This is a genomic window from Thiomonas sp. (assembly GCF_034007205.1).
Classification (GTDB): Bacteria; Pseudomonadota; Gammaproteobacteria; order Burkholderiales; family Burkholderiaceae_C; genus Thiomonas.
The window spans coordinates 62170-88468 of the sequence record NZ_JAVERI010000013.1; the positions used below are offsets into that span (position 1 = coordinate 62170).

Annotated in this window: 25 protein-coding genes and 1 pseudogene; 15 read left to right on the forward strand and 11 right to left on the reverse strand. The window is 64.9% G+C overall.

Annotation, left to right across the window (positions count from 1 at the left end; genetic code table 11):
• Positions 1-9: 9 nt before the first annotated feature.
• The 3 genes from RBR52_RS11520 to RBR52_RS11530 all read right to left on the reverse strand — a co-directional run bounded on the left by RBR52_RS11520 (position 10) and on the right by RBR52_RS11530 (position 2507).
• Positions 10-450: a GNAT family N-acetyltransferase gene (locus RBR52_RS11520; protein ID WP_320377404.1), complete on the reverse strand. Its 441-nt coding sequence runs from the start codon at positions 448-450 to the stop codon at positions 10-12.
• Positions 447-899 carry a RidA family protein gene (locus tag RBR52_RS11525; protein ID WP_320377405.1) on the reverse strand — a complete coding sequence of 151 codons (453 nt, stop codon included), beginning with the start codon at positions 897-899 and terminating at the stop codon, positions 447-449. The genes RBR52_RS11520 and RBR52_RS11525 overlap by 4 nt, the downstream gene beginning before the upstream one ends.
• A 117-nt stretch (positions 900-1016) precedes the next feature.
• Positions 1017-2507 carry a DegQ family serine endoprotease gene (locus RBR52_RS11530; protein WP_320377406.1) on the reverse strand — a complete coding sequence of 497 codons (1491 nt, stop codon included), beginning with the start codon at positions 2505-2507 and terminating at the stop codon, positions 1017-1019.
• A gap of 119 nt (positions 2508-2626) precedes the next feature.
• Here RBR52_RS11530 and RBR52_RS11535 point away from each other — a divergent pair, with 119 nt between their 5' ends.
• From RBR52_RS11535 to RBR52_RS11560, 6 genes are all read left to right on the forward strand, one after another.
• Positions 2627-3361: an SIMPL domain-containing protein gene (locus RBR52_RS11535; protein ID WP_320377407.1), complete on the forward strand. Its 735-nt coding sequence runs from the start codon at positions 2627-2629 to the stop codon at positions 3359-3361.
• A 76-nt stretch (positions 3362-3437) separates the two neighbouring features.
• Entirely contained in the window at positions 3438-4313 is an 876-nt protein-coding gene (purU, locus tag RBR52_RS11540; RefSeq protein ID WP_320377408.1) for a formyltetrahydrofolate deformylase, read from the forward strand.
• Between the two features lie 24 nt (positions 4314-4337).
• A complete protein-coding gene (locus RBR52_RS11545) occupies positions 4338-4790 on the forward strand; it encodes a YybH family protein (RefSeq protein WP_320377409.1) in 453 nt (150 codons plus the stop codon).
• 70 nt (positions 4791-4860) lie between these two features.
• A complete protein-coding gene (locus tag RBR52_RS11550) occupies positions 4861-5424 on the forward strand; it encodes a DUF2946 family protein (RefSeq protein ID WP_320377410.1) in 564 nt (187 codons plus the stop codon).
• Positions 5425-5523: 99 nt separating this feature from the next.
• Positions 5524-5802, forward strand: a complete 279-nt coding sequence (locus RBR52_RS11555; protein WP_320377412.1) for a type II toxin-antitoxin system Phd/YefM family antitoxin — start codon at positions 5524-5526, stop codon at positions 5800-5802.
• On the forward strand, positions 5802-6122 hold the full coding sequence (locus RBR52_RS11560; RefSeq protein WP_320377413.1) for a type II toxin-antitoxin system RelE/ParE family toxin: 321 nt from the start codon (positions 5802-5804) through the stop codon (positions 6120-6122). The genes RBR52_RS11555 and RBR52_RS11560 overlap by 1 nt, the downstream gene beginning before the upstream one ends.
• A 45-nt stretch (positions 6123-6167) precedes the next feature.
• Here the strand turns inward: RBR52_RS11560 and RBR52_RS11565 are convergent, their stop codons facing one another.
• The 3 genes from RBR52_RS11565 to RBR52_RS11575 are packed head-to-tail and all read right to left on the reverse strand — an operon-like array spanning position 6168 to position 6837.
• On the reverse strand, positions 6168-6380 hold the full coding sequence (locus RBR52_RS11565) for a type II toxin-antitoxin system HicB family antitoxin (RefSeq protein WP_320377414.1): 213 nt from the start codon (positions 6378-6380) through the stop codon (positions 6168-6170).
• Positions 6381-6385: 5 nt separating this feature from the next.
• The gene (locus tag RBR52_RS11570) at positions 6386-6574 is read right to left on the reverse strand and encodes a type II toxin-antitoxin system HicA family toxin (protein ID WP_320377415.1); all 189 of its coding nucleotides are present in this window, start codon (positions 6572-6574) and stop codon (positions 6386-6388) included.
• A 59-nt stretch (positions 6575-6633) separates the two neighbouring features.
• Positions 6634-6837 carry a hypothetical protein gene (locus tag RBR52_RS11575; protein ID WP_320377416.1) on the reverse strand — a complete coding sequence of 68 codons (204 nt, stop codon included), beginning with the start codon at positions 6835-6837 and terminating at the stop codon, positions 6634-6636.
• Positions 6838-6905: 68 nt separating this feature from the next.
• Here RBR52_RS11575 and RBR52_RS11580 point away from each other — a divergent pair.
• A pseudogene (locus RBR52_RS11580) lies at positions 6906-6979 on the forward strand.
• 230 nt (positions 6980-7209) lie between these two features.
• Here RBR52_RS11580 and clpA read toward each other — a convergent pair.
• The 4 genes from clpA to uvrA all read right to left on the reverse strand — a co-directional run bounded on the left by clpA (position 7210) and on the right by uvrA (position 17333).
• Positions 7210-9522 (reverse strand): ATP-dependent Clp protease ATP-binding subunit ClpA, encoded by a 2313-nt coding sequence (gene clpA / locus RBR52_RS11585; protein ID WP_320377454.1) that lies wholly within the window; start codon positions 9520-9522, stop codon positions 7210-7212.
• A 10-nt stretch (positions 9523-9532) separates the two neighbouring features.
• Positions 9533-9859 (reverse strand): ATP-dependent Clp protease adapter ClpS, encoded by a 327-nt coding sequence (clpS, locus tag RBR52_RS11590; protein WP_320377417.1) that lies wholly within the window; start codon positions 9857-9859, stop codon positions 9533-9535.
• A 196-nt stretch (positions 9860-10055) separates the two neighbouring features.
• Positions 10056-11306 (reverse strand): NADP-dependent isocitrate dehydrogenase, encoded by a 1251-nt coding sequence (gene icd / locus RBR52_RS11595; RefSeq protein ID WP_320377418.1) that lies wholly within the window; start codon positions 11304-11306, stop codon positions 10056-10058.
• A gap of 96 nt (positions 11307-11402) precedes the next feature.
• Complete coding sequence (gene uvrA, locus RBR52_RS11600) at positions 11403-17333, reverse strand: excinuclease ABC subunit UvrA (RefSeq protein ID WP_320377419.1); 5931 nt, start codon at positions 17331-17333, stop codon at positions 11403-11405.
• 88 nt (positions 17334-17421) lie between these two features.
• On the opposite strand from uvrA, the gene RBR52_RS11605 reads away from it, so the two are divergent.
• The 3 genes from RBR52_RS11605 to RBR52_RS11615 are packed head-to-tail and all read left to right on the forward strand — an operon-like array spanning position 17422 to position 20742.
• A complete protein-coding gene (locus RBR52_RS11605) occupies positions 17422-18390 on the forward strand; it encodes a M23 family metallopeptidase (protein WP_320377420.1) in 969 nt (322 codons plus the stop codon).
• Between the two features lie 8 nt (positions 18391-18398).
• Positions 18399-18893 (forward strand): polymer-forming cytoskeletal protein, encoded by a 495-nt coding sequence (locus RBR52_RS11610; protein WP_320377421.1) that lies wholly within the window; start codon positions 18399-18401, stop codon positions 18891-18893.
• A gap of 43 nt (positions 18894-18936) precedes the next feature.
• A complete protein-coding gene (locus RBR52_RS11615; protein WP_413818320.1) occupies positions 18937-20742 on the forward strand; it encodes an ABC transporter transmembrane domain-containing protein in 1806 nt (601 codons plus the stop codon).
• An 8-nt stretch (positions 20743-20750) separates the two neighbouring features.
• Here RBR52_RS11615 and trpB read toward each other — a convergent pair whose 3' ends face one another.
• Positions 20751-21722 carry a tryptophan synthase subunit beta gene (gene trpB / locus RBR52_RS11620; protein ID WP_320377422.1) on the reverse strand — a complete coding sequence of 324 codons (972 nt, stop codon included), beginning with the start codon at positions 21720-21722 and terminating at the stop codon, positions 20751-20753.
• Positions 21723-22396: 674 nt separating this feature from the next.
• Here trpB and RBR52_RS11625 point away from each other — a divergent pair.
• From RBR52_RS11625 to RBR52_RS11645, 5 genes are all read left to right on the forward strand, one after another.
• Positions 22397-22891, forward strand: a complete 495-nt coding sequence (locus RBR52_RS11625) for a hypothetical protein (RefSeq protein WP_320377424.1) — start codon at positions 22397-22399, stop codon at positions 22889-22891.
• Positions 22888-23784 (forward strand): helicase RepA family protein, encoded by an 897-nt coding sequence (locus RBR52_RS11630; protein ID WP_320377426.1) that lies wholly within the window; start codon positions 22888-22890, stop codon positions 23782-23784. The genes RBR52_RS11625 and RBR52_RS11630 overlap by 4 nt, the downstream gene beginning before the upstream one ends.
• Positions 23768-24652, forward strand: a complete 885-nt coding sequence (repC, locus tag RBR52_RS11635) for a replication protein C, IncQ-type (RefSeq protein WP_320377427.1) — start codon at positions 23768-23770, stop codon at positions 24650-24652. Before RBR52_RS11630 ends, repC begins: the two co-directional genes overlap by 17 nt.
• Before the next feature lie 210 nt (positions 24653-24862).
• A complete protein-coding gene (locus RBR52_RS11640) occupies positions 24863-25867 on the forward strand; it encodes a DNA-primase RepB domain-containing protein (RefSeq protein ID WP_320377428.1) in 1005 nt (334 codons plus the stop codon).
• Positions 25864-26259: a hypothetical protein gene (locus RBR52_RS11645; protein WP_320377429.1), complete on the forward strand. Its 396-nt coding sequence runs from the start codon at positions 25864-25866 to the stop codon at positions 26257-26259. The genes RBR52_RS11640 and RBR52_RS11645 overlap by 4 nt, the downstream gene beginning before the upstream one ends.
• The last annotated feature ends 40 nt before the right edge of the window (positions 26260-26299 follow it).

The window sequence follows — 26299 nt, forward strand, 5'->3', positions numbered from 1 at the left end:
CAACCTTGCTCACCGCCCCGGCACGCGCAACTCGAACAAGTGCTGTACCTTGACCTCGGTGAAACCCCGGCGCAAGTAAAACTGATGCGTGCGCCGGCGCTCGGCGCGGCTGCGCACCTGCAGCACGGCCAGTCCCTGCGAGCGCGTCCAGTCGATGGCGCATTGCACCAGTTCGGCACCCAGTCCATCGCCGCGGTGCGCCTCATCCACCACCAGCCCGGCGATTTCGGCGCACAGCCCGGATTCCAGATGCAGCACCTTGAGCACATGCACCCAGGCCACCTCCCGGCCCTGCACTTCGGCAACGAATACCGCGTGATCGACTGACGGCAGGATGAGCGCCAGCCGCTCGCGCATCACGGCCGCTGTGGCGGGATAGCCCAACTGCTCCGACAGCCCGGCCAGCGCCTCGGCGTCGTCCAGCCCGGCGCGGCGGATCGTCCTGCTCACACTTCGGCGATCAGCTCGATTTCCACCGCGGCGCCCATGGGCAACTGCGCCACGCCAAAGGCGCTGCGGGCATGCGCGCCGCGTTCGCCGAAGACCTGCGCGATGAGCTCCGATGCACCGTTGATCACCAGATGTTGTTCGGTGTAGCCGGGCGCCGAATTCACCAGGCCCAGCAGTTTCACCACGCGCTTGACCCGCTCCAGATCGCCCACCGCGGCCTGCAGCGTGCCCAGCAGGTCGATGGCGATGGCCCGCGCCGCTTCCTTGGCCACAGCGGTGTCCATGTCGACGCCCAGTTGGCCCACCCAGGGCTTGCCGTCTTTTCGGGCGATATGCCCGGAGAGAAACACCAGATTGCCGCTCTGCACATAGGGCACATAGGCGGCGGCGGGGGTGGAAACCGGGGGCAGGCTGATGCCCAGTTCCTTGAGGGTTTGCGCGATCGACATGAAAATCTCCGACAAAAAAACTCCAGTATAGAACCCGCTCGCGATCCGACCGCCCATAAAAAAGCGGAGCCGGCGGCCCCGCGAAACACTGCTTGGAGGAAAGGAGGAAGCGCTCGATCAGCCGATCTGCACGGGCACGAAGATGCGATTGCTGCCGCGCTGGATCAGCAAGGCCACCGACTTGCCCGCGCTTTTCAGGATATTGCGCACCTGATCGATGTTGTTGACCGATTTGCCGTCGACCGCGATCAGAATGTCGCCGGGCTGGATGCCGGCCTGCTCCGCCGGGCCGCTGACACCCTCGACGAGCAGACCATGCGACACCCCGGCCTGCTGTTCTTCGTTGGCGTTGAGCGGGCGCACCACCAGGCCCAGCCCGCCGTGGTCGCCATGCGCGCCGGGGCTGGCCGAGGCCAGCATCACGTTGTCGCTGAAGTTGCCCAGCACCGCGGTGATGGTCTGCTGCTTGTGGTCGCGCCACACGTCCAGCGTCACCTTGCTGCCGGGCTCGGACAGGCCGATCATCATCGGCAGATCGGCCGAGTCGTTCACCGGCTGCCCGTTCACGCTGAGGATGATGTCGCCCGGCTGCAGACCCGCCTTGGACGCCGGGCTGTCTTTCTCGACCTGCGCCACCAGTGCGCCGCGCGGGGTTTGCAGGCCGAAGGAAGTCGCCAGGCTCTGCGTCACCGTCTGCACCGCAATGCCCAGACGGGCGTGCTGCACCTTGCCATGCTCGATGATCTGCTTGGCCACGCGCTCGGCCACGTTGATCGGGATGGCGAAAGACAGCCCCTCGAACGCCCCGGTCTGGGTGAAGATCTGCGAATTGATGCCCACGACCTCGCCCTTGGTGTTGAACAGCGGCCCGCCGGAGTTTCCGGGGTTCACCGCCACGTCGGTCTGGATGAAGGGCACCATGCTGTCATCGGGCAGCGAGCGGCTCTTGGCGCTCACGATCCCGGCAGTCACCGTGTTGTAGAAGCCATAAGGCGAGCCGATGGCCAGCACCCAGTCGCCCGGCTCCAGATTGGAGGGGTTGCCCAGCCGCACCGTGGGGAGGTTGGTCGCCGCAATCTTGATCACCGCGATGTCGGTCTTGGTGTCGTAGCCCAGCACCTTGGCCTTGTAGGTGCGATGATCGGTGAGCGTCACACGCACCGAGCTGGCGCCCTTGACGACGTGCGCGTTGGTCAGAATCAGCCCGTTCGAGCTGATGATGAAGCCCGAGCCCAGCCCCTCGGTGGGCACTTCCTGCTGCTGGCCATTGAACTGCTGGAAGAAGCGGAAGAACGGGTCGTTGCGGAACTGCTTGGGGATCTGCTGCTGCACAGTCTCCTTGGTTTCGCCTTTCACATTGATGTGCACCACTGCGGGCCCATAGGCCTTGACGACGGCGGCGAAGTTCGGCGCACTCGCGGCGACGTTGGTCATCGGCGCTGCGGGAGGGTTGTTGAACAGAGGCACGACCTTGTGGTTCATCTCCACCTGCGGCGCCACCTCGGCATAGCTGAACTGATAGGCCATGGTGCCGGCCCCGGCGATGATGCCTGCTGCCGCCAGTGCGGCCCAGAGTCTTGATGAAGCCTTCGGCTTTGTGCTTTGCATGACTGCCTCCGAAACGAGTCAAACGAATTGCGATGATGGAATGTTCGCTGCGTTGCCTTAGACTCGGCTTAAAGCCCTCGAAATCTGGGTTCAACGCACCTTTGTCTGCGAGGAAAACCATGTCATCCCGTCCTGTTTCGCCCATTGCCGGTCTGTGGCTCGCCAGCCTTCTGTTCTGCTCTGGCGCGCAGGCGCAGAGCGCTCCACAGTCGAACGTGGTCGCTGGCGTGGTCGATCTCCAGGCCACGGCGCAGGTCGAAGTGACGCCCGACCTCGCGGTGATGCACCTGGCCGCAGAACGCAGCGGGCCCGACCCCGCCAGCCTCACCGCGCAGGTCAGCAAATCGCTGGAAGCCGCATTGCAGCGGGCCCGCGCCGTGTCCGGTGTGGAGGCCAGCAGCGGGGCATTCACCACCCAACCCCGCTGGAAGACGGTGAACAACCAGTCGCAGCGCGACGGCTGGACGGTGCGCGCCGGGCTGGTGCTCAAGTCTCACGACTTCGCCGCCCTGGGCAGAATCGCCGGGCAACTAGCGCAGCAGGGCTTCATGATCGAATCCAGCGGCTTCGAACTCTCCAAGGCGCTGCGCGACCGCGAGGAGACCGCCCTGATCGAATCGGCGATTGCGCGCTTCAAGGCCAAGGCCGCCACTGCGGCGCACGCCCTGGGCTACGGCGGCTACACCCTGCGCACCCTGCAGATCGAACCCACGCAGGGACAGTTGCCGCAACCTCGTCCCATGATGATGCGCGCCGAGTCGATGGTGGCCGCTGAGTCGCCTGCCGTCCCCCTGGCCACGGGGCGAACCCCGCTGCAACTCACGGTGCAAGGGTCTGTGCAACTCACGCGCTGATCGCGCGCGGCCATCTGATGCAAGGCTCCTAAAATCATCGCCTTGCCCCTCATCTCTGCCGCCCGCACGGCCCGGTATGCCTCACTCCAAGCCAGAATTCGTTCTCACCCTCTCCTGTCCGGATGCGCCCGGCATCGTGCACTCGGTCTCCGGCCTGCTGTATCAGGCGGGCTGCAACATCATGGATTCGCAGCAGTACGGCGATGCCGACACCGGGCTGTTTTTCATGCGGGTGCATTTTTCCGCCCCCGAGCATCTGCAGGATGCCGGCCAGCTCGCGCTGCTGTTCGGCGACGTGTGCAAGCGCTTTGACATGCAGGCGCAGTTCCACGATCTGCGCGTTCGCCCCAGGGTGGTCATCGCCGTCAGCCAGTACGGCCACTGCCTCAACGATCTGCTCTATCGCTGGAAGGCCGGGCAACTGGCGATGGACATCGCCGCCGTCGTCTCCAATCACCCCACCTTCGCCGACCTGACGCGCAGCTACGGCGTGGACTTTCATCATCTACCCCTGAAGGCCGGAGAAACCGTCGAGACCAAGCGCGCGCAGGAGCAAGCCATCTTCGCCGTGATGCAACACAGCGGCGCCGAGCTGCTGGTGCTCGCGCGCTATATGCAGATTCTGAGCGCCGAGTTCTGCGCGCAGCTCGAAGGCCGCGCCATCAACATCCACCACTCCTTCCTGCCCAGCTTCAAGGGCGCGCGCCCCTACGCGCAGGCCTATGCGCGAGGGGTCAAGCTCATCGGCGCCACGGCGCACTACGTCACCGCCGATCTGGACGAAGGTCCCATCATCGAGCAGGACGTCGAGCGCGTCGACCACACCATGAGCGCCGCCGACCTCACCGCCGTCGGCCAGGACGTGGAGAGCGTCGTGCTCGCTCGCGCCGTGCGCTGGCAGGTGGAGCACCGCATCCTGCGCAATGGCCACAAGACCGTGGTGTTCCGTTGACGCCGCCCCAAACCGAGACCTGTCATGCCGCGCCGCAAGCTCCCGCCCCAGACCCCCTGGACCAACTCGCCCGAAGATGTCGAAGCCGCTTTTTACGAGGCCCTCTCCAGCGGCAATCTCGACGCGCTCATGGCGCTGTGGTCGGAAGATGACGACATCTGCTGCATCCACCCCGGCGGCCAGCGGCTGGACGGTCAGGCAGCGATCCGCGAAGGGTTTGCGCAGTTGCTGGCCAACGGCGGGCTGCAGATCAATGCCGAGGTGCAACACCGCTGGCACAGCATGACCAGCGCTGCGCACAGCGTGGTCGAGCGCGTGCCCATCGACGTGGACGGTCAGGTGCAATGGGGCTTCGTCCTGACCACCCATCTTTTCGTCCAGACCGCCGTCGGTTGGCGCATGGTGCTGCACCACGCCAGCCCCGGCGTGCCCCAGACGCCGCTGGCCGCCCTGGCGCCGACCGACACCCTGCATTGAATCGGCCGCAGGCAGAATTTCCCTGCCACCTGCACCGCATCATCGCCTGCAGCATTTTCCAGCGAAATCGATGGACGCCGCCGTACTCCAGTCCCTGGCCCATTGGCCCCATGTGCCGCGCTGCACCGGCTGGCTGGCGCTCGACCAGCGCGGGCAGTGGTGGATGCGCCATCAAGCCGGCCCCGCCATCTGGCCGCGCGATGCTCACGGTCGATTGGTCAAGACCGACGCCGGTCCGGTTCTGCATGCAGGCCTTACCGCCTTCATCGGCCGCAATTACACGGTCGATGCCACCGGCGCGTGGTACTTCCAGAACGGCCCGCAACGAGTCGATGTCAGCCTGGAAGTCGCGCCGTGGATCATCCGGCTGCAGTCCCAAGCAAGTCAGGCGTGGAGCACTCACACCGGCCAGACCTGCAAAGTCGAATCCATCTGGCTGGACGGCATGGGGCGGATCTGGCTGCGCACCCACCTTGGCCCCGGTCTGCTGCACAGCGCCGACATGCCTCTCCTGGCCGATCGACTCGATGCGCAAGGCACACAACTGCGCCTGCCCGGCTCCGCGCCCATGAACCTGGGCCACTTCACCGCCCCGCCTGCAACATTCTTCGGTTTCCGGCTCGATCCGCCTTGAAGTAGCGAAAAAATCCCGGATGAAAGATGGCGCCCTCTCTGTTGACAGTCACCGAATACAGACCTAAATTCAGGCTACGCATTCCCGCCCGGAGTCAGCATGCAGTCCCTTACCAACATCAGATCCATTTCCTACCTCAAAAGTCACGCCGCCCAGATTTCCGAAGATCTGGAAAAAAATGGAAATCCTTATGTCATCACCCAGAATGGCGAAGCCAGCATGGTGATTGAACACGTCAGCCAGTTCCAGGAAAAGGAAGCCCTCATCGCTGCGCTGAAAATCATTGCCCTTGGTGAGCAAGACCGTTTACTGGGAAAAGGCATCACTGCAGAGGAATCACGGGCGCAATTACTGGCCACTCGCCTTACCCGCAAATAATGGCCATCATCATCCTGCCCGATGCGCAGGCAGACCTGTTAGCCCTGCAGGACTATATGCTCGAAAAATGGGGCGAAGCGGCTTGGGAAATCGCTGAAAACGAAATTTTTGAGAAACTCGCCAAGATTGAATCCGGCGTCCTCGATGGCACACCCATCCAGCAATTGGCGGCCATTGGCATGACGGATTACCTGGGTGTGCTGACGTCCCACCACAAACTGGTCTACCGCCGTATCGACCGTACAGTTTACGTATACCTCGCCGCAGGCCACCGGCAGGATTTCCCCAACATTCTGGTGAATCGAATGCTGCGCAGATAAAAAGTGGCCCACCTTTCCTTGACTCTGCCTTCCCTGATGCTACAACTAAGCCGCGATTTCCAGATATTCAACAATGCTGGTGGGTGGCGGAACGGTTAGGCCATCTTCAATGAGCCCTTTGATATGGAAGCTAATCGCCTCGCGTATTTCTCGCTCAATTTCCTCAATGGTGTGGCCGGTGGCCACGCAGCCGGGCAAATCCGGCACGTAGGCTGAATAATTATTCTCGGTCTTCTCCACAACAATCGCGTAGCGCATAGAGTTTAGTCCTTTAACTGAGCCTGCTTGAGAATGCTATTCAAGGTGCCGGGTGCAAGATCATCACTGGGTTTTCCTGGCACGGTGACACGACCGCACTTTACAGGATGCTTGAACTGACGATGACTACCGCGAGTTTCTGCGAGATACCAGCCATCCGCTTTCAGCTTCATCAAGACTTCACTGACCTTCATCTAAAAAACATAGCAGATTGCCGAGTTGCTGTGTGCGTCAGGCTATGAAGAATGCGACTCTAGAAATTGGAGGCCGCCATTGATGCGCCAAATGCTACAAAGCTAGACCTGACCCCATTTGTTTGCGCCAGCCGGGTTCCGCCTTTTTTGCTCAGGCTGCCGTCTTTCTTGCGGTTGCCTTTGGTCTTGTTCAGGTAGCGCGCCAGCCGGTCGAGCGCGGCGCGCACTTGCGCATCGTCGAGGGTGATGTTGAGGTCGGTCATGACGCTGGGTTTGCGATTGGATGCAATTTGGCAAGTTTTCGCGTAGGAGCTAGACTTCTACCCGCTGTGGCATGGTGTACGCCGATGGGTAAGGGCAGTCCGCAACGGACGATGATGCTGGTTCGAATCCAGCCCCATGTCACAGTTTTCCATCAAAATGGCGGCACATGGGGTCAGGCGGCACATGGGGTCAAGGCGGCACATGCATGAAAGATTGGGGTCAGGTCTATCTTCGTAGCACCCCGCCCCATACCTTCCACATAGTCTATCCCTCACCCCACCCACCACCCTAGCCACATTTGAACCACCCGCATCAAAAAGTAAAACGCCCCGAATAACGAGGCGTTTTATTGAACCGATGCTTGACGAACGTCAAGCCGCAGCGTCCTCAGCCTCTTTTTTCTTCGGCCTCGGCTCGGGCGGGGTGATGTCGAGTTTGATCTTGTCTTTCTCGGCTGCCGCTTCGTCGATATCCACCGACACCCGCCCACCATCGACCAGACGGCCAAACAGCAGCTCGTCGGCCAGGGCGCGGCGCAGGGTGTCCTGGATGAGACGCTGCATCGGGCGCGCGCCCATCAGTGGGTCGAAACCGGCCTTGGCCAGGTGCTTGCGCAGGGCGTCGGAGAAGGTGATGTCCACCTTCTTTTCGGCCAGTTGGGCTTCGAGCTGGAGCAGGAATTTGTCGACCACGCGCAGGATGACGGCCTCGTCCAGCGGCTTGAAGCTGATGGTCGCGTCGAGCCGGTTGCGGAACTCGGGGGTGAACAGGCGCTTGATGTCGGCCATTTCATCGCCCTGCTCGCGCTTGGTGGTGAAGCCGATGGTGGATTTCTGCATGGCTTCCGCGCCGGCATTCGTCGTCATGATGACAATGATGTTGCGGAAGTCGGCCTTGCGCCCGTTGTTGTCGGTGAGGGTGCCGTTGTCCATGACCTGCAGCAGCACGTTGAACACATCGGGGTGGGCCTTCTCGATTTCGTCGAGCAGCAGCACGGCATGCGGCTTCTTGGTCACGGCCTCGGTGAGCAGGCCGCCCTGGTCGAAGCCGACATAGCCGGGCGGCGCGCCAATCAGCCGCGAGACGGTGTGGCGCTCCATGTATTCCGACATGTCGAAGCGGATCAGCTCGATGCCCAGGGTGAAGGCCAGTTGCCTGGCCACTTCGGTCTTGCCAACGCCCGTGGGTCCGCTGAACAGGAAGGCGCCAATGGGCTTGTCGGGCTTGCCCAGGCCGGAGCGCGCCATTTTGATGGCGGCGGCCAGCGCGTCGATGGCGGCCTCTTGCCCGAACACGACGTTTTTCAGGTCGCGGTCGAGGTTCTTCAGCTTGGATCGATCGTCGGTGGTGACGCTGTGCACCGGCACGCGGGCGATCTTGGAGATGATCTCCTCGATCTCGATCTTGCCGATGGTCTTTTTCTGCTTGCTCTTGGGCAGAATGCGCTGCGCCGCACCGGCCTCGTCGATGACGTCGATGGCTTTGTCCGGCAGGTGACGGTCGTTGATGTACTTGGCCGAGAGTTCGGCCGCGGCCGACAGCGCCCCTGGCGAATACTTCACGCCGTGATGCTCTTCGAACCGCGACTTGAGGCCACGCAGAATTTCGACGGTCTGCTGCACGCTGGGCTCGACCACGTCGATTTTCTGGAAACGGCGCGACAGCGCGGCGTCTTTTTCAAAAATGCCGCGGTACTCGGTGAAGGTAGTGGCGCCGATGCAGCGCAACTGGCCCGAAGACAGCGCGGGCTTGAGCAGATTGCTGGCGTCGAGCGTTCCCCCCGAGGCCGAACCGGCGCCGATCAGGGTGTGGATCTCATCGATGAACAACACCGCATGCGGCTTTTCCTTGAGTTGCTTGAGCACGGCCTTGAGGCGCTGCTCGAAGTCGCCGCGGTACTTGGTGCCCGCCAGCAGCGCGCCCATGTCGAGCGAATAGACCACGGCGTCTTCGAGAATCGTCGGCACCTGTCCTTCGGTGATGCGCCAGGCCAGGCCCTCGGCAATGGCCGTCTTGCCCACGCCGGCTTCGCCCACCAGCAGCGGGTTGTTCTTGCGGCGGCGGCACAGCACCTGAATGACGCGCTCGACTTCCTGCTCGCGCCCGATGAGCGGATCGATTCTGCCCTGCTGCGCCAGCGCGTTGAGGTTGAGGGTGAACTGATCGAGCGGCGACTCCTTGCCGTCCCTGTCTTCCACGCTGTCCTCGTTCGACGACGAAGCCGACTTGGCCGGCTCGACCGGCTCCGACTTGCGGATGCCGTGCGAGAGAAAGTTCACCACATCCAGACGGGTGACGCCCTGCTGGTGCAGGTAATAGACGGCGTGCGAATCCTTCTCGCTGAAGATGGCCACCAGCACATTCGCGCCCGTGACCTCCTTCTTGCCGTTGGAGGTGGACTGCACATGCATGATGGCGCGCTGGATCACCCGCTGGAACCCCAGCGTGGGCTGGGTGTCCACATCGTCCGAACCGGGAACGATGGGGGTGTTTTCCTTGATGAACGCGGTCAGGCTCTTGCGCAGATCGTCCAGATTGGCCGAACACGCGCGCAGCACTTCGGCGGCGGAGGGGTTGTCGAGCAAGGCGAGCAGCAGATGCTCGACGGTTATGAATTCGTGGCGCTGCTGGCGCGCCTCGACAAAAGCCATGTGCAGGCTGACTTCCAGTTCTTGCGCAATCATCATGAGCCTCCTAAATGGCTTCCATCACACACTGCAAAGGGTGACCGGCCTGACGGGCCGCGCCGATCACCTGCTCCACCTTGGTGGCCGCAATATCGCGGGTATAGACCCCGCAAACGCCCCGGCCTTCCTGGTGCACTTTTAACATGATTTGCGTCGCTGTTTCGCGGTCTTTATTGAAATAGTGCTGAATCACGACAACCACGAATTCCATCGGCGTGAAGTTGTCGTTGAGCAGGACGACTTGGTACATCGCCGGCGGCTTGAGCCGCTGCGTCTGACGCTCGACGACGACGGCGCCGCCGTCGGCTGGAGAGGGGGAATGAGAAGCTGCCATGCGCAAAATTGTAGAAAGGTCTGCCGCCGTCTGTTGTCGCCGAGGGTAATTCCGCAGGGCTTGCGAAAGGCAAAAAAGCGACAAACCGTGCCGCTCATCTGCGGGGGGTCAGACAGAAAACAAGAGCGGATGTTCCCTCGCTCGAATCGACAAAAAAGACCGCCCAGGGCGGTCTTTCGGCGGTTGGCAGCACCGCTTACATCTGCTCGATCATCACCTGGCCGAAACCCGAGCAACTCACCTGCGTGGCTCCGGGAAGCAGCCGGGCGAAGTCGTAGGTGACCCGCTTGGACAGGATGGACTTTTCCATGCTGGCGATGATGCGGTCGGCGGCCTCGAACCAGCCGATATGGCGCAGCATCATCTCGGCCGACAGGATTTCCGAACCCGGGTTGACGTAGTCCTTGCCGGCGTACTTCGGCGCGGTGCCGTGGGTGGCCTCGAACATCGCCACGCTGTCCGACAGGTTCGCCCCCGGCGCGATGCCGATTCCGCCGACCTGCGCCGCCAGGGCGTCGGAAATGTAGTCGCCGTTGAGGTTGAGCGTGGCGATGACGTCGTATTCCTCCGGGCGCAGCAGGATCTGCTGCAGAAAGGCGTCGGCGATCATGTCCTTGACCACGATGTCGCGCCCGGTCCTGGGGGTTTTGAACGTCATCCACGGGCCGCCGTCGAGCGGCTGCGCGCCGAACTCGCGCTGCGCCAGGGCGTAGCCCCAGTCGCGGAACGCGCCCTCGGTGTACTTCATGATGTTGCCCTTGTGCACCAGGGTCACCGACTTGCGGTCATTGTCGATGGCGTACTGCATGGCCTTGCGCACCAGACGCTCGGTGCCCTCGCGCGACACCGGCTTGATGCCGATGCCCGAGGTTTCGGGGAATCGGATTTTTTTCACCCCCATGTCGTTGATGAGGAAGTTGACGACCTTCTTCGCGCCCTCCGATTCGGCGGCCCATTCGATGCCGGCGTAAATGTCTTCGGAGTTCTCGCGGAAGATGACCATATCGGTCTTCTCCGGGTGCTTGACTGGCGAGGGCACGCCCTGGAAGTAGCGCACCGGGCGCAGGCAGACATAGAGGTCGAGTTCCTGCCGCAGCGCCACGTTGAGCGAACGGATGCCGCCGCCCACCGGCGTGGTCAGCGGGCCCTTGATGGAGACGACGTAGTCGCGCAGGATTTGCAGCGTGATCTCGGGCAGCCACACGTCGGGGCCGTACACCCGGGTGGCCTTCTCGCCTGCGAAGATTTCCATCCAGGCGATCCTGCGCCTGCCGCCGTAGGCCTTCTCAACCGCCGCATCCACCACCTTGATCATCACCGGGGTGATGTCGAGCCCGGTGCCGTCGCCCTCGATGTAGGGAATGATCGGCTGGTCGGGAACATTGAGTGAAAAGTCCGGGTTGACCGTGATTTTCTCGCCTGCAGGTACGCGGATATGTTGATCCATGAGGGGTCTCCTTCGGTAGTAACCCGGGCATTCTATGCCCCGGCAAAGCTGGAATGGAATAGTCTTGTATATGACATAAGAGTTGCGTTTCGGGCATCAGATCGCCTGCCCTGATGCCGCTTGATGTTGCGCCCAGGCTACGCGCAGCGCCTGCGCCGTATGCCCCGGCGCATCGGCTTCGAGGAAGTCGCGCGTCGGCCCCTGCAACACCAGCCGCCCGCCACCCTTGCCACCTTCGGGGCCGAGGTCGATCAGCCAGTCGGCATTGGCCATCATGTCGAGGTCGTGCTCGATCACCACCACGGTGTGTCCTTCGTCGGTCAGGCGGTGCAGCACACGGATGAGTTTCTCGGTGTCGGTCTTGTGCAGGCCGACGGTCGGTTCGTCGAGCACGTACACCGTGGGTCGGGTTCCCGCGGTGGCCAGCTCGGTGACGAGCTTGATGCGCTGCGCCTCGCCGCCCGACAGGAAGGGGCTGGGCTGGCCGAGTTGCAGATAACCCAGCCCCACGTCCTGCAGCAGTTGCAGGGCATGGTGGATTTTGCGGTGCGCCGCGAAAAACTCGACGGCCTCGTCCACCTCCATCTGCAACACCTCGCCCGCGTTGCGGCCGCGCAGCCGCACCGCGAGCGTTTCGGGGTTGAAGCGCAGGCCGTTGCAATCGGTGCAGGGCACGGTGACGTCGGGCAGGAAGTTCATCGCCACCTTCACCGCGCCCTGCCCTTCGCAGGTCGGGCAGCGGCCCGGGCCGGTGTTGAAGGAGAAGCGGCTGGCGGTATAGCCGCGGATGCGGGCTTCCTCGGTGTCGGCGAACGACTGGCGGATGGCGTCCCAGATGCCCAGATAGGTCGCCGCGCAGGAGCGGGGGGTCTTGCCGATCGGGGCCTGATCGACTTCGAGCACGCGCTCGATGCCTTCCCAGCCCGTCAGATCGGCCGCGTCTTCCAGCTCACCTGGATCGCCCGCGAGCCGCTGGCGCAGCGCGGGCAGCAACACCTCGCGGGCCAGCGTGGATTTGCCCGAACCCGACACGCCGGTCACCACGGTGAGCCGACCGCGCGGAAACTGCGCGCTGACGCCCTGCAGATTGTGCAGATGCGCGCCGTGCAGATGCAAGGCGGGCGATTCGGCCTGGGTGGGCGGGCGTGGCTGCAGCGGCCAGGGCATGGGATCGCGCAGGCTGCGCGCGGTGGCGGTGTCGGCGCTGGCGAGCACTTCGTCCAGCGTGCCGCTGGCGACGACCTGGCCGCCGCGCCGCCCGGCTCCGGGGCCGATGTCGATGAGGTGATCGGCGCGGCGCATGGTGTCTTCATCGTGCTCGACCACCACCAGGGTGTTGCCCTTGGCTTTGAGCAGGGCCAGCGCGTCGAGCAGGATGCGGTTGTCGCGCGGATGCAGGCCGATGGTCGGCTCGTCGAGCACGTAGCACACGCCGCGCAGATTGCTGCCGAGCTGCGCCGCCAGCCGGATGCGCTGCGCCTCGCCGCCGGAGAGCGTGGGCGCGGCGCGGTCCAGGCCCAGATAGCCCAGGCCCACCTGCTGCATGAAGGCCAGGCGCGAGCGGATTTCGCTCAGGGCGTCGCGGACGATCTCGGCTTCGCGCGGCGTGAGTTGCAGCGCGTCGAACCAGACCGCTGCCGCGTCGACATCGCGCGCGGCGAGCTGGGCGATGGATAGTTCGCGAAATCGCACCGCCAGACTGTCGCGGTTCAGCCGCGCGCCGTGACAACTCGGACAGATGCTCGGTGCGCTGGCTTGCGTCACGGGCGCGGCCTTGCGGCCCCGTCCCGGTTTGGCTCGCGGTGCGGATTTCTCGCCGTCCGCCTCGACCCAGGCGGCCTCCTCGCCGGTCTGCTCGGCGTCGAAGCCGGCGATCAGTTCGCCCGTGCCGAAGCAGGTGGGACACCAGCCCGTGGGCGAGTTGTAGGAGAACTGGCGCGGATCGAGTTCGCGGAAGCTGCGCCCACAGCCTGGGCAGGCGCGCTTGGTGGACAGCAGCAGGCTCTTCATCCCGGCAATCGCCTGCCCCGACGCCATCGCCTCCTTCAAACCATCGAGCGGCGCCAGCACCCGCACCACGCCTTTGCCCAGCGCCAGCGCGCGCCGCAGCAGATCGCGCAGCGCCTCCTCGTTGTCGGCCCGCACCACGACGTCGCCCACAGGGAGTTCGATGCTGTGCTCCTTGAAGCGATCGAGCCGCGGCCAGGGCTCGGTCGGCACGAATTCGCCATCCACCCGCAGATGCGTATAGCCCATGCTGCGCGCCCACACCGCCAGATCGGTGTAATAGCCCTTACGCTGCACCACCAGCGGGGCCAGCAGGCCGATGTGCTGGCCGCGCCAGTCGCGCATGAGTTGCGCGAGGATGGCTTCGGGGCTTTGCGGGGCTATGGGGATGTTGCAGTCGGGACAGTATTGCGTGCCGCACTTGGCATAGATCAGACGCAGGAAGTGGTAGGCCTCGGTGAGCGTGCCCACGGTGCTCTTGCGCCCGCCGCGGCTGGTGCGCTGCTCGATGGCCACCGTGGGCGGAATGCCGACGATGGCCTCCACATCGGGCCGCGCCGCGGGCTGCACGAACTGCCGGGCGTAGGCGTTGATCGACTCCAGATAGCGCCGCTGACCCTCGGTGAACAGCACGTCGAAGGCCAGGGTCGATTTGCCCGACCCGGAAACGCCGGTGATGACCGTCATCTCGCCGCGCGGAATGTCCACATCGACCGCGCGCAGATTGTGTTCGCGCGCCTGACGGATGGCGATGAATCCGGCCTTGCCCGCGCGCAGGGCGCTGGCGAGGTGCGGGCCGACGGGTTCGTCGGAGGCATCGGCGACTGCGTAAGTTGCTGCGGGTTCGGCGGCCGACAGGAGAGAAGGGGCGTTCGCCGACTCCCCCTCCCGACCTCCCCCAGCAAGTGGGGGAGGAGCAAACAGCGCTGCGCTATGCAAACGATGCCCCTCCCGGCCTCCTCCACCTGTGGAGGAGGTGAAAACTCCCTCCCCACAGGGTGGGGAGGGTTGGGGTGGGGAGGGGTGCCGCCTCGCACTGCACATTGCCGCGTCCCGCGCCAGCGCCTGTCCGGTGAACGATGCCGCGCAGTCGCTCAGTTCGTCCGGCGGCCCGGCGAACACCAGTCGCCCCCCGGCATCGCCGCCTTCGGGTCCGAGGTCGATGACCCAGTCCGACGAGGCGATGACATCGAGGTTGTGCTCGATCACCAGCACGGTGTGCCCGGCGTCCAGCAGTTTGCGCAGGGCTTTCAGCAGCTTGGCCACGTCGTCGAAATGCAGTCCGGTGGTCGGCTCGTCGAACAGGAACAGCGTGCCCTTGCGGGCGAGGCCTGCCCGGCTCTTGGCGGCCTCGGCCAGAAAACCCGCGAGCTTGAGCCGCTGGGCTTCCCCACCCGAAAGCGTCGGCGTGGGCTGACCCAGGCGCAGATAGTCCAGCCCCACGTCCGCCAGGGCCTGCAGCGCCCGGGTAATGTCGGACTGCCCGCGAAAGCGCTGCAGCGCCTCGGCCACGGTGAGGTCGAGCACGTCGGCCATGTTCAGCGCGGCGAACCCGGCCTGCGCCGGCAGTTGCACTTCGAGCACTTCGGCACGGTAGCGCTTGCCATCGCAGTCGGGGCAGCGCAGGTAAACGTCCGACAGGAACTGCATTTCCACATGCTCGAAGCCCGAGCCGCCGCAGGTGGGGCAGCGGCCGTCGCCACTGTTGAAGCTGAAGGTGCCTGCGGTGTAGCCGCGCTCGCGGGCGGCGGGCTGTGCGGCAAACAGCGCGCGAAGACCGTCGAAAGCGCCGACGAAGCTCACCGGATTGGACCGCGCCGTCTTGCCGATGGGCGACTGATCGACCAGCACCACGTCGCCAACCTGTTCCACGCCGAGCAGTCGGTCGAAGGCGCCGGGCGCGGGCGCGGTCTTGCCCAGCGCGCGCGCCAGCGCCGGATACAGCACGTCGCCAATCAGGGTGGACTTGCCGCAGCCCGACACGCCGGTGAGCGCCGTCATGGCGCCCAGCGGAATCTCGACGCTCAGCGCCTTGAGGTTGTGCTCGCGCGCGCCTTCCAGAATGAGACGCGGCGTCAGCAGACCACCCTGCACATCGCGGCGCGGGGTGCGCCTGCGCGGCAAGGCGTCGCTCACCTGCAGCGCACCGCTGAGATAGCGCCCGGTCAGCGTGTTTGAGCGCTGCGCCTGATCGAGCGTGCCCTGGAACACCAGATGCCCGCCGCGCTCGCCCGGGCCGGGGCCGATTTCCAGCATCCAGTCGGCGATGCGCATGAGCTGGGGATCATGCTCGACGAGCAGCAGCGAATTGCCCGCCTCCTTGAGCCGATGCAGCACCCCGCCCAGGCGGTCGAGGTCGCGCGGGTGCAGGCCGATGGAAGGTTCGTCGAGCACGAACAGGGTCTGCGTCAAGGCGGTGCCCAGCGCGGTGGTCAGATTGATGCGCTGCACCTCTCCGCCCGACAAGGTGCGCGACTGGCGATCGAGGGTGAGATAGCCCAGGCCGACATCATGCAGGTAGCGCAGCCGCGAGCGGATGTTGTCGAGCAGCATGCTGCTGGCGGCCTGCGCCATGTCCGGCAGCGACAGATCGGCGAACAGCCGCTGCAGGCGCTCGATCGGCAGCGAGTTGATGTCGTGCAGACTCAGCCCCGGCAGGCTGGCCAGCACGGCATCGCTCCACTGCGCGCCGATCGGGCGGAAGCGCCGGTAGCCACCTTGCAGCGCGGTGTCGGCCTGGAGCTTCGAACCGATGCGCCACAGCAGGGCTTCGGTCTTGAGCCGCGCGCCGCCGCAGGCCGGGCAGACGGTATAGCTGCGGTATTTGGACAGCAGCACGCGCACATGCATCTTGTAGGCGCGGCTCTCCAGCCAGTCGAAATAGCGCCGCACCCCGTAGAACTGCTTCTGCCAGTTGCCGCGCCAGTCGGGGTCGCCGTCGATGACCCAGGTGCGCTCGCGTTCGGTCAGATCGGCCCAGGGCACATCGAGCCTGATCCCGGCCTGCGCGGCGTAGCGCTCCAGATCGGTCTGGCATTCGGCAAAGCTCTGCGTCTGCCAGGGCTTGACCGCCCCGGCCCGCAGCGTCTTGCGCGCATCGGGAATCACCAGATCGAGATCGACGCCGATCACCCGGCCGAAGCCGCGGCAGGTCTCGCAGGCACCGACCGGCGAGTTGAAGCTGAACAGGCCGGGACTGGCATCGCGGTAATGGAGGTCGCAATCGGGGCAGTGCAGATCCGACGAATAACGCCAGATCGCGCCATTCCCGCCACCTTCGGGCGGCTGTTCGTGCACGGCCATACGGCCCTGGCCGAGCCGCAGCGCCGCCTCGATGGCCTCGCTGAGCCGCGCCGTATCGTCGGCCGGCAGACGCAGCCGGTCCTGCACCACATCGAGCACCCTGCCCTGCGGCGTGTCGCGCTCACCCAGCATGCGGGTGTAGCCCTGCACGGCGAGCTGCTGGGTGATGTGCTCCACGCTCATGCCCTGCGGCACTGCCACCGCGAACACGATGGCGGCGCGCAGCCCCTGGGGCAGCAGACGGGCGCGCCGCTGCACGTCGCAGGCGATGCTCTGCGCCGAATCGCGCCGCACCTGCGCGCCGCAGCCCCGGCAGTGCAGCGTGGCCGCGCGGGCGAACAGCAGCTTGAGATGGTCGGCCAGCTCGGTCATGGTGCCCACGGTGGAGCGCGAGGTGCGCACCGGATTGGTCTGATCGATGGCGATGGCCGGTGGAATGCCTTCGATGCGATCGACCTGCGGACGATCCATGCGGTCGAGAAACTGCCGCGCATAAGGCGAAAACGTCTCGACATAGCGCCGCTGGCCCTCGGCATACACCGTGTCGAACACCAGCGAGCTCTTGCCCGACCCCGAAACCCCGGTGACGACGACGATGCGCCCCAGCGGAATGTCCAGGTCGAGATGCTTGAGATTGTTCTGCCTCGCACCCAAGATGCGGATCGCGCTGTCCTCGTCGGAGAAAGAAGCGCAAGGGCTGGGGAAATCTGCAGACATCCGGTCACTATACCGACAGGACTTGCGCAGCGCCGCGCGCAGGATTTTTCTGGAACGGAGTCATAAAGGGCTTGTAAACTGGCTTTTCATGCGATTTCCCAAGTACTCTGCCCTGTTCACCTCCCTGTTCGGCAAGCCGGCCAGCCCGCGCGCGGCGGCCCATTCGCGGCACCTGGAGATTCTCATCACCCGGCCGGGCCATGCCGCGCATCATCTGCGCATCGATCTCGACGCCCTGCGCCGCGTGGCGCTCTGGCTGCTTGCGGCCGTCGCCCTGTGGCTCGCCGTCACCCTTTTCATGGCCTGGCGCCAGGTCGCCAGCGGCAACCTGCAGCAGCGGGCGAATCGACTGGCCGAGCAGGCGGCCTCCGCGCAGAGCGCCAACGCCCGGCTGCAAGCCGAGAACGGCGCCTTGACCAACAACCTGCTCGCGCTCAAGCAACAGGTGGACAGACTCGCCGGCACCCTGCGCGGATTCGTGCAGAAGCGGGCCGAGCAATTTCCCGTCGAGGCGAAAAACCTGGCTCAAGGCGGCATCGCCCAACCCCTCGATACAGCCAATGCCCAGACGCTGCTGCATGATGAAGTCGATCTGATCGGCGCGCGCCTGAGCCTGCTGCTGCCGCAAGCGCATTACCTCGCCTCGCTGGAGGCGGCGCGGCCGATGGGCGAGCCCGTGCCCGGCGATGCCCCGATCACTTCCGATTACGGTCTGCGCTCCAATCCGATGGGGCCGGGAGTGGAATTCCACAACGGCATCGACTTCGGCGTGAAAGTCGGAACCCCCATCCATGCCACGGCCAACGGCGTGGTCGAAAGCGCCGGGTGGAAGGCGGGCTATGGCAACTGCGTGGTCATCGACCACCCCTTTGGCTACCGCAGCCTCTATGGCCACCTCAGCGCCCTGCGGGTCAAGGCAGGCGACGTCGTCACCCGCGGTCAGGTCATCGCCCTGTCGGGCAATACCGGCCGCTCCACTGGCCCGCATCTGCACTACACCCTGTTCTACGGGGACAAGACGCTCGACCCCGCCACCTACCTGCTTGCCCAACGATAGGAGTGCCCATGTTCAAGCCAAAATCCCAGAAAACCGCCGACGTTTGGTCGAAAGAGGCGGCCTCCGTCCCCACGGCGACTGCCGTCACGCCCTCGGCGCTGACCTATATCGGCGCGGGCAGCGAAGTGCATGGCGATCTGCGCACAGCGGGCAATCTGCGGGTGGACGGCACGATCCGCGGCACGGTGCAGGTCGATGGCGATCTCGAAGTCTCCAGCACCGGCGCGATCGAAGGCAAGCAGGTCAACGCCCGCAGCGTGCTGGTGCACGGGCGCATCAAGGCCAAGGTGCACGCCACCGAGCAACTGCGCATTCACGGCCAGGGCCAGGTCGAAGGCGACGTGACGGCACAGTCGCTCGACATCGAGGCCGGGGCGCATTTCACCGGCTACAGCCGCACCGGCAGGGCCCAGGAGGCCGAGGTGCTGCAGCTCGATCATGCAGTCGAAGCGCCCGAATCCGCGCGCACGCAAGGCGACGACGAGATTCGACCCGCGGTTTGACATCGGCCCGGCAACATCAAAGGTGACATGCTGTAATGCCTGCATGTCCGCCGAATACGCCTCATCCCGCTCCCTTCCCCAAACCGACAAACGCCCGCGCAGCCGCTCGATGCGCAGCTTGAGCGGCCTGCTGCCGTTTCTGCGCCCCTATCGCGGACGCATCGCGCTCGCGCTGCTGTTTCTGCTGCTGGCCGCAGGCAGCACGCTGGCCTTCCCCTTGGCGCTGCGCTGGCTGATCGATGCCGGCATGCTGCACGCCCAGGCCAGCCGGGCCAGCCTGGGTTGGCATTTCGCCGGGCTGTTCGCCCTGGCCGCAGCCCTCGGGGTGTTTTCCGCCGCACGCTTCTACATGGTGAGCTGGCTGGGCGAGCGCGTCACCGCCGATGTGCGCAGCGCCGTGTACGCCCATGTGCTGCGGCAGAGTCCGCAGTTTTTCGAGCACACGCAGACCGGCGAAGTGTTGTCCCGTCTCACCACCGACACCACGCTGGTGCAGACCGTCGTGGGCACCAGTTTTTCCATGGGCCTGCGCAATGGGGTGGTGCTGACGGGCGGCATGACCATGCTGATCATCACCAACCCCGGCCTGATGCTGGGGGTGGGCGTGGTCATCGCGCTGGTGGTGGCGCCTGCCGTGTTCATCGGCCGGCGCGTGCGCCGCCTTTCGCGCGCCAGCCAGGACCGCATCGCCGACGCCAGCGCGCTGGCTTCCGAAGTGCTCGCCGCCATGCCGGTGGTGCAGAGCTATGCGCGAGAAGACGACGAAGCCCGGCGGTTTTCCGCCTCGGCCGAAACCGCCTTTCGCACCGCCATCAGCCGCAACAAGGTGCGCTCGCTGCTCACCGCCTTCATCATCGTCGCCCTGTTCGGCGCCCTGCTCTACGGCCTGTATCTGGGCACGGTGTCGGTCATGGAAGGCCGCATGAGCGCGGGCGTACTGGGACAGACGGTGCTCTACATCGGTCTGGTGGCCGGCTCGGCCGCGGCGCTGGCCGAAGTATTCGGCGACCTGCTGCGCGCTGCGGGCGCCACCGAACGCCTGATGGAGCTGCTGGCCGAGCAATCGCCGGTGCGCAATCCGGCGCATCCGGTCGCGCTGCCCGCCGTGCGGCGCGGCTCGGCCGTGGTGCTTGAGCATGTGCGGTTTTTCTACCCCTCACGGCCCGACAAACCCGCACTCGACGACTTTTCGCTGCAGATCGAACCCGGCGAGACCGTGGCCCTGGTCGGACCCAGCGGCGCGGGCAAGACCACGGTGCTGCAACTGCTGCTGCGCTTCTACGACGCCCAGCAAGGCAGCATCCGCATCGACGGCGTGGACGTGCAGCAGGCCGACTTCAAGGCGCTGCGCCAGCGCATCGGCCTGGTGCCGCAGGATGCGGTGATCTTTTCCGCCAGCGCGGCCGACAACATCCGCTACGGCCGCCCCGAAGCCACGGAGTCCGAAGTACAAGCCGCGGCCCGCGCGGCACAGGCCGATGAATTCCTGCAGGAACTGCCGCAGGGTTACGACACCTATCTGGGCGAACGCGGCGTGCGGCTTTCCGGCGGGCAACGTCAGCGCATCAGCATCGCCCGCGCCATCCTGAAAAATGCCCCGCTGCTGCTGCTCGACGAAGCCACCAGCGCGCTCGACGCCGCCAGCGAGCGCGACGTGCAGACCGCGCTGGAACACGCCATGCAGGGCCGCACCACCCTGGTCATCGCCCACCGCCTCGCCACCGTGCAACGCGCCGACCGCATCGTGGTGATGGACCAGGGCCGCATCATCGACATCGGCACCCACGCCGAGCTGATGCAGCGCGGCGGCCTTTACGCCAGTCTCGCCGCGCTGCAGTTTTTGCAGTGAGGCCGCAATCACAGCCCGAGTTTTGCGGCGACGAAATCCGCGTCCTTGTCGCCGCGGCCCGAGAGGTTGACGAGAATGTCGGCTTCCTTGCCCAGCTTGGCGGCGTTCTGCATCGCCCAGGCCACGGCATGGGCCGATTCGAGCGCGGGAATGAGCCCTTCGGTGCGCGACAGGGTCATGAACGCCTCCAGGCAGGCTGCGTCGTCGACGGCGTAATACTCGGCGCGGCCGATGTCTTTCAGATAGGCATGTTGCGGGCCGACGCCAGGGTAGTCGAGCCCGGAGGCGATGGAATACACCGGGTCGGGCTCGCCCTCCTTCACCTCCTGCAGCAGATAGGAATGGAAGCCATGCAGCGTGCCGGGTTTGCCGTAGGTGAGCGTGGCCGCATGCTGGCCCGTCTCGCGGCCGACGCCCGAAGGCTCCACGCCCACCAGGCGCACGCCCGGATCATTGATGAAGCCGGAGAAAATGCCCATCGCGTTCGACCCGCCGCCGACGCAGGCCGCCACCACATCGGGCAGCTTGCCCGCCTGCTGCGGAAATTGCTCGCGCGCCTCGTGCCCGACGATGGACTGGAACTCGGCCACCATCATCGGGAAGGGGTGCGGGCCGACGACCGAGCCGATGGCATAGAAGAAGTGCTCGGGATCGCGCAGATATTCGTCGAAGGCGCTGTCCACTGCATCCTTGAGCGTTTTGGTGCCGCGATCGACGCTCACCACCTTGGCGCCGAGAATCTTCATCTTGGTGACATTGGGATGCTCCTTGGCGACGTCGATCTCGCCCATGTGGATTTCGCACGGCAGGCCGACCAGCGCGCAGGCCGTGGCCAGCGCCACGCCGTGCTGCCCGGCGCCGGTCTCGGCCAGCACCTTGGTCTTGCCCATGTGCCTGGCCAGCAGCGCCTCGCCCAGACAGTGATTGATCTTGTGCGCGCCGGTATGGTTGAGGTCTTCGCGCTTGAACAAACGCCGCAACTATATGACGTACAAAGAGCATGAGGCAACTCGCTCATCCAGTGTTACTGGATAGGTTACTGGAACCAAGGCGGCGGAAGCGGCGCGTTGACACGCTGCGAATTTAGTGTATAACTCGGCGTGATACGCATTTTTACAACAAATCTGCACGCGCCTATTGACGCAGCGGGGTAATGCGCTATCATATGCCTTGGATTAGTTGTCACCGCCGGGCTTGCATCCGGCGCACAGTTGGGTCAACTTGACAGCAGGTGCTGAAGGGGCAAACCGCTTCCCCGGGCGCACTCTCTTGCGGACACGCAAGGGCGCTGGGCAAAATCTCATCCCGCGAATGGAAAACGCGGGGTGTTGCGACTATCGGGGTCCCGCGCATTTTGGGGCTAGTTGGATGACCAGGGCATCCAGGCGGGTTTGCACAAACTTTGTTTGTGCCAGCCGGAGCTTGGCATGCCCTCGTCCACATCTGGCGCACCCGCGCCCATCGCCCCCCCACCAGCCCCGCAGGGGCTGGCTACCTGCGTCCAGGCGCAGGCATTCCTTTCGATATCAAAAACAACGCTATGGCGAATGGAGCGCGACGGGCTGCTGATGCCCGTTCGATTTGGCTCCAGCCGCATCATTCGCTATCGTTGGACTGATCTTCAGCGCATTGCGGGCGCAGAAGGGGGCGCGCAATGACCCCCGCCCGCCACGACCCCCGCATGGTCGCAGCCCTTGGGCCTGTGGCCCGGTCGTATCTCTCAAAATACATCGACCCCGCCGACGCTTGGCTGGCCGAGCAGGAGGGTCTGTTCCACAAACAGGCCCGCAGCCGCGCCAGGAACGCGGCGCGCTGCCTCGGCGGCAGCTGGCCCGACCGCTTGCCCGCCGGAGCGTTGATCGACCCCGCAGAAGCCGCAGAAACCCAGCATTCATGCGGGTTCCACGCCCTTGCACCTGACCAAATCCTTGAGGCGCTGGAGGCCGGCATCGCCGCGCTCGGCGGCGCTGATGGCGCCCGCATGCTGGCGCAGGCCGATGCGCGCGAGGTGGACACCCGCGCGCTGGCCGATATGTCCGGGCTGACACAGCGGCGGGCGCGGCAGATCAAGTCGCTGCGCGTTGCGCGGGCAGCAGTGCAGATGCCGTTGTTTACCGGCGAGGGTGATGAGGAAGGGGGTGAGCAATGAAGCGCTGCACCTTCTTAGAAGCATCCCAACCCCTCCCCCCCCTTGATTTTGTCCTCCCCGGCTTGCTGGGGGGCACAGCAGGCCTGATCGTTGGACCCGGCGCAGTGGGCAAGACCTACCTGGCCTTGCAACTTGCTGCATCCATCGCCCTGGGCCGGCCCGTGTGCGGGGATGAATGCACCCACCTTTACCCGGTGCAGGCCACTGGGGCAGTGGCTGTAGTGCTTGGGGAAGACCCACCGGAAATCGTGTTGCATCGCTTGCAAAACATCATGCGGGGCATTGGTCTCATCCAGCGGGAAATAGAACTGCTGGATGAAACGCTGGAAATTTGCAGCGCGGTCGATGATGACCTGGCTTTGCTCCGCAAAAACCCGGCATCAGGCGAATATCACAAGCTGAAATTCGCCGAGGAACTAGAGAGGCTCTGCGAGGGGAGAAGGCTGGTCATCCTTGACCCGCTGATCTTTTTTGCCGCAGGGCTGGATGAATCGAGCAATGGCGACATGGGGGCGCTCATGCGCACATTGAACCAGATTGCCCATAAAACAGGCAGCGCAATTCTGGTGCTGCATCACATTGGCAAAACCAGCGAAAAGGGGGGCGACGATTGGGAAAAGGCGCGTGGGGCAAGCGCACTGACAACCTCAGTGCGCTTGCAAATCAACCTCTCGCCACCAAGCGCCCTTGAGTGCGTCGAATTCGGCATTTCGCCGGAAGATCGCGGGTTTTATGTCCGGGTAGCGCAGGTCAAGGCCAACTATGCACCGCCCAGCGACCCCGTTTTTCTGAAACGCGGCATGCACGGCGTGTTGCAGGCGCAGCGGCTTGTGGCCGTACCACAGGCAGAGCCAACGGGGAAGAAGGGGGGGCGCAATGCGCAAGGATTTTGACCCATCAGCGCCCATTGCGCGCCATGAAATGGCCCTGGGCCTGACCTCGCTTTTCCGCGCGCTGCCAGACGGCGCAAGACGGCAGGAAGTCGTGCTGGAACAACGGTTCGGGGGATGGTCAATCAGGGTGATGGGGCCGGAACTCTCAGCTTTTGAGCAAGGCATTTTCTTCGCGTTACTTGAAATAGCGCGGCGCAATGAGGGGAGGCAGATCACGGCGCAGGCCGCCGGGCTTCTACCCCCTCCCGGGCGCAAGGCAGGGGTGAACCTCGCCGCAAACGCGCCCGCGTTGCGCTTCACATGCACGGTCCCTGACTTACTGTCAAGCGCAGGCTATGCAAGCGCGCACGAAACCGGCGGTGGCACCCGCGAAGCGCTCGAAAGGTCGTTGCAGCGGCTTAGCTGCGTGACGGTCGCAGCGACAAACGCACAAGGGGATGGCGGGGTTGTCAACCTCATGCTCGCGCGGTGGAGCGGCGGCGATCTGGAGATTTCACTGAATCCGCGCAGCGCCGCCGCGCTGCTTGCGCTGCGCAGCTACGCAGCAATCAACATGCGAACCTACAACAGTCTCGCCACACCCACAGCCAAAGTTTTTTATGCGTGGCTGTGCTCATGGTTCGGCGGGGCGGGAGGAGAAAGACTGATCTCGCTAGACAAGGCCGAATCGCACATCTTCGGTGGCCTGGCGAAGGCCAGAAGCACCCGCAGCAAGCGGCGAGCGGCAATCCACGATGCGGCGCAGCAGATCACCAAGTCTCGCTCATTTGAGATTCACTGCGGGCACAGGACGATCAGATGCCGCCGAGCGGTGGACATTTTGCCGCCCAGCGGTGAACACCTCTACTCGGAAAAACGCCCCGTATAAGTCTTGCTGCATAAAGCAGCAAGACAAGAGAGGGCACGGAAGAAAAACAAGCCCTACCCATAGCCCGGCCCTGGGGGGGCCGGTCAGGGTAGGGAGAGAGATGAAGGGCACAAGGCAGTAGGGCACGCGGGGGGGGATGAACCCCCCCGAGATTCAACCCCCCCCCGCGTGCCCGCCGAATGCCGTAGAGGACAGATGAAAGGACAGATCATGCACAACAGCCAATTGCCCGAATGGGCGCAGCAGCAGCCCCACGCCAAACGCAGCGCGCTGGCCCTCATGTTCGCCCTGGGCGACCCCTTGCCATGGGCTGCAGAGCCGCGCAGCGGGCTTGAAATAGCGGCCCGCATAAATCCCGGGCAGAGGGATGGGGCATTCAAGCGGATCGCCGCGCTGGGCGAAATGAGCGGCACTGGAGACTGGCTCGATGCGCTCACCAGCGCCGGGGGTATGAACCGCCGCCCCGCCCCCCTAGGGGCGAACATCTACATTCGCCCCCTGCCAGCCGCCGCGCACCCATGGATCCTGCTCGATGACCTCCCCTCGTCGCGGGCCGTCGCCCTCACGCACCGGCACTCAGGCATCGCCGTCCAGACCAGCGAACCCAACCCAGCGAAAGGCGAAAAGGAGGGCAACGCGCAGGCGTGGATTCTTCTTGACCGCCCCCTATACCACCCCGATCGCACCGCGATCGCGCGCGCTCTGGCCTCCCACCTGGACGGCGATCCCGCCGCAGCCAATGGCTCACAACCTGGGCGACTGACCGGCTTTCAGCAGCGCAAGTCCGGCAAATCCGGCTGGACAAACATTCTCTCTGACACCTCGCGCACGCTCCGGCCATGGAGCGCCGACGCGCTCCTAAAGCTCGCTGGCGCAGGCGCAGGGCTTGAATCTCGGGGGGGTTCATCCCCCCCCGCGTGCCCTACCGGTGCCCTTCAATCTCTCTCCCCGTCGCCCCTGCCCCCCAAGGGGCAGGGAGCAGAGGGGCATCGGCCTACCCATACCCTCTCAGCCCCCGGCGGGGACGAGTCCGCCCGCGAGTTCGCCTTTGCTTGCCACCGCCTGCGCGGGGGATGGCCGCGAGAGCGGATCGAGGCAGCGATCGCCGCGCGCGCACGGCAGCGTGACAAGCGCAAGAACGAGGTCGCCGCGCACAAATACGCGGCGGCCACTGTGCGAAAGGCGGAACTTGCTGTGAGGGGGGAACGCCCATGAGCGCGACCGAGGCCCGTGAACAGAAGATCGCGCGGCTGCGCCGCGAGATCGCCGAGCACTATGCCTCCACAATCGCGCAGCAGCCCGCAGCGCCGCCCGCAGCCGCAACCCCTACCCAACCCCTGCCCGAAGCCCTGCAAGCCGACCTGGACGCGCTGCGCGCAGCCGGTCTGCGCTTCACCGTCCTATCCATCTCCCCCGCGCCACCCCCGCAAGCGCCCTCGCGCGAGATCACCGCCGACGAAATCGCTCACCTGGACGCTGCCGACCCCATGCGCACCCTGCACCAGTACCAGCGGTATTACTCCCAGCGCGGGCAGCCCATGCCACAACACCTTATTGCAGCGCTGCGCATCGCCGCTGCTGAGCGCCAGAAGCGTCGCCTCCCCTGATTTCCGCCCCCGCCGAATGCGAGCATGGGCGTCTTGCCCA

What these genes read in the sequence shown, in the direction of transcription:
- RBR52_RS11645 (WP_320377429.1), top strand. Translation starts at nt 25,864, where the DNA reads ATGAGCGCGACCGAGGCCCGTGAACAGAAGATCGCGCGGCTGCGCCGC.
- RBR52_RS11610 (WP_320377421.1), top strand. Translation starts at nt 18,399, where the DNA reads ATGTTCAAGCCAAAATCCCAGAAAACCGCCGACGTTTGGTCGAAAGAG.
- RBR52_RS11550 (WP_320377410.1), top strand. Translation starts at nt 4,861, where the DNA reads ATGGACGCCGCCGTACTCCAGTCCCTGGCCCATTGGCCCCATGTGCCG.
- RBR52_RS11570 (WP_320377415.1), bottom strand. Translation starts at nt 6,574, where the DNA reads ATGAAGGTCAGTGAAGTCTTGATGAAGCTGAAAGCGGATGGCTGGTAT.
- RBR52_RS11625 (WP_320377424.1), top strand. Translation starts at nt 22,397, where the DNA reads ATGACCCCCGCCCGCCACGACCCCCGCATGGTCGCAGCCCTTGGGCCT.
- RBR52_RS11605 (WP_320377420.1), top strand. Translation starts at nt 17,422, where the DNA reads ATGCGATTTCCCAAGTACTCTGCCCTGTTCACCTCCCTGTTCGGCAAG.
- RBR52_RS11555 (WP_320377412.1), top strand. Translation starts at nt 5,524, where the DNA reads ATGCAGTCCCTTACCAACATCAGATCCATTTCCTACCTCAAAAGTCAC.
- RBR52_RS11630 (WP_320377426.1), top strand. Translation starts at nt 22,888, where the DNA reads ATGAAGCGCTGCACCTTCTTAGAAGCATCCCAACCCCTCCCCCCCCTT.
- RBR52_RS11545 (WP_320377409.1), top strand. Translation starts at nt 4,338, where the DNA reads ATGCCGCGCCGCAAGCTCCCGCCCCAGACCCCCTGGACCAACTCGCCC.
- RBR52_RS11575 (WP_320377416.1), bottom strand. Translation starts at nt 6,837, where the DNA reads ATGACCGACCTCAACATCACCCTCGACGATGCGCAAGTGCGCGCCGCG.
- purU (WP_320377408.1), top strand. Translation starts at nt 3,438, where the DNA reads ATGCCTCACTCCAAGCCAGAATTCGTTCTCACCCTCTCCTGTCCGGAT.
- RBR52_RS11530 (WP_320377406.1), bottom strand. Translation starts at nt 2,507, where the DNA reads ATGCAAAGCACAAAGCCGAAGGCTTCATCAAGACTCTGGGCCGCACTG.
- RBR52_RS11615 (WP_413818320.1), top strand. Translation starts at nt 18,937, where the DNA reads ATGTCCGCCGAATACGCCTCATCCCGCTCCCTTCCCCAAACCGACAAA.
- clpS (WP_320377417.1), bottom strand. Translation starts at nt 9,859, where the DNA reads ATGGCAGCTTCTCATTCCCCCTCTCCAGCCGACGGCGGCGCCGTCGTC.
- RBR52_RS11640 (WP_320377428.1), top strand. Translation starts at nt 24,863, where the DNA reads ATGCACAACAGCCAATTGCCCGAATGGGCGCAGCAGCAGCCCCACGCC.
- clpA (WP_320377454.1), bottom strand. Translation starts at nt 9,522, where the DNA reads ATGATTGCGCAAGAACTGGAAGTCAGCCTGCACATGGCTTTTGTCGAG.
- uvrA (WP_320377419.1), bottom strand. Translation starts at nt 17,333, where the DNA reads ATGTCTGCAGATTTCCCCAGCCCTTGCGCTTCTTTCTCCGACGAGGAC.
- RBR52_RS11525 (WP_320377405.1), bottom strand. Translation starts at nt 899, where the DNA reads ATGTCGATCGCGCAAACCCTCAAGGAACTGGGCATCAGCCTGCCCCCG.
- RBR52_RS11535 (WP_320377407.1), top strand. Translation starts at nt 2,627, where the DNA reads ATGTCATCCCGTCCTGTTTCGCCCATTGCCGGTCTGTGGCTCGCCAGC.
- RBR52_RS11565 (WP_320377414.1), bottom strand. Translation starts at nt 6,380, where the DNA reads ATGCGCTACGCGATTGTTGTGGAGAAGACCGAGAATAATTATTCAGCC.
- repC (WP_320377427.1), top strand. Translation starts at nt 23,768, where the DNA reads ATGCGCAAGGATTTTGACCCATCAGCGCCCATTGCGCGCCATGAAATG.
- icd (WP_320377418.1), bottom strand. Translation starts at nt 11,306, where the DNA reads ATGGATCAACATATCCGCGTACCTGCAGGCGAGAAAATCACGGTCAAC.
- RBR52_RS11560 (WP_320377413.1), top strand. Translation starts at nt 5,802, where the DNA reads ATGGCCATCATCATCCTGCCCGATGCGCAGGCAGACCTGTTAGCCCTG.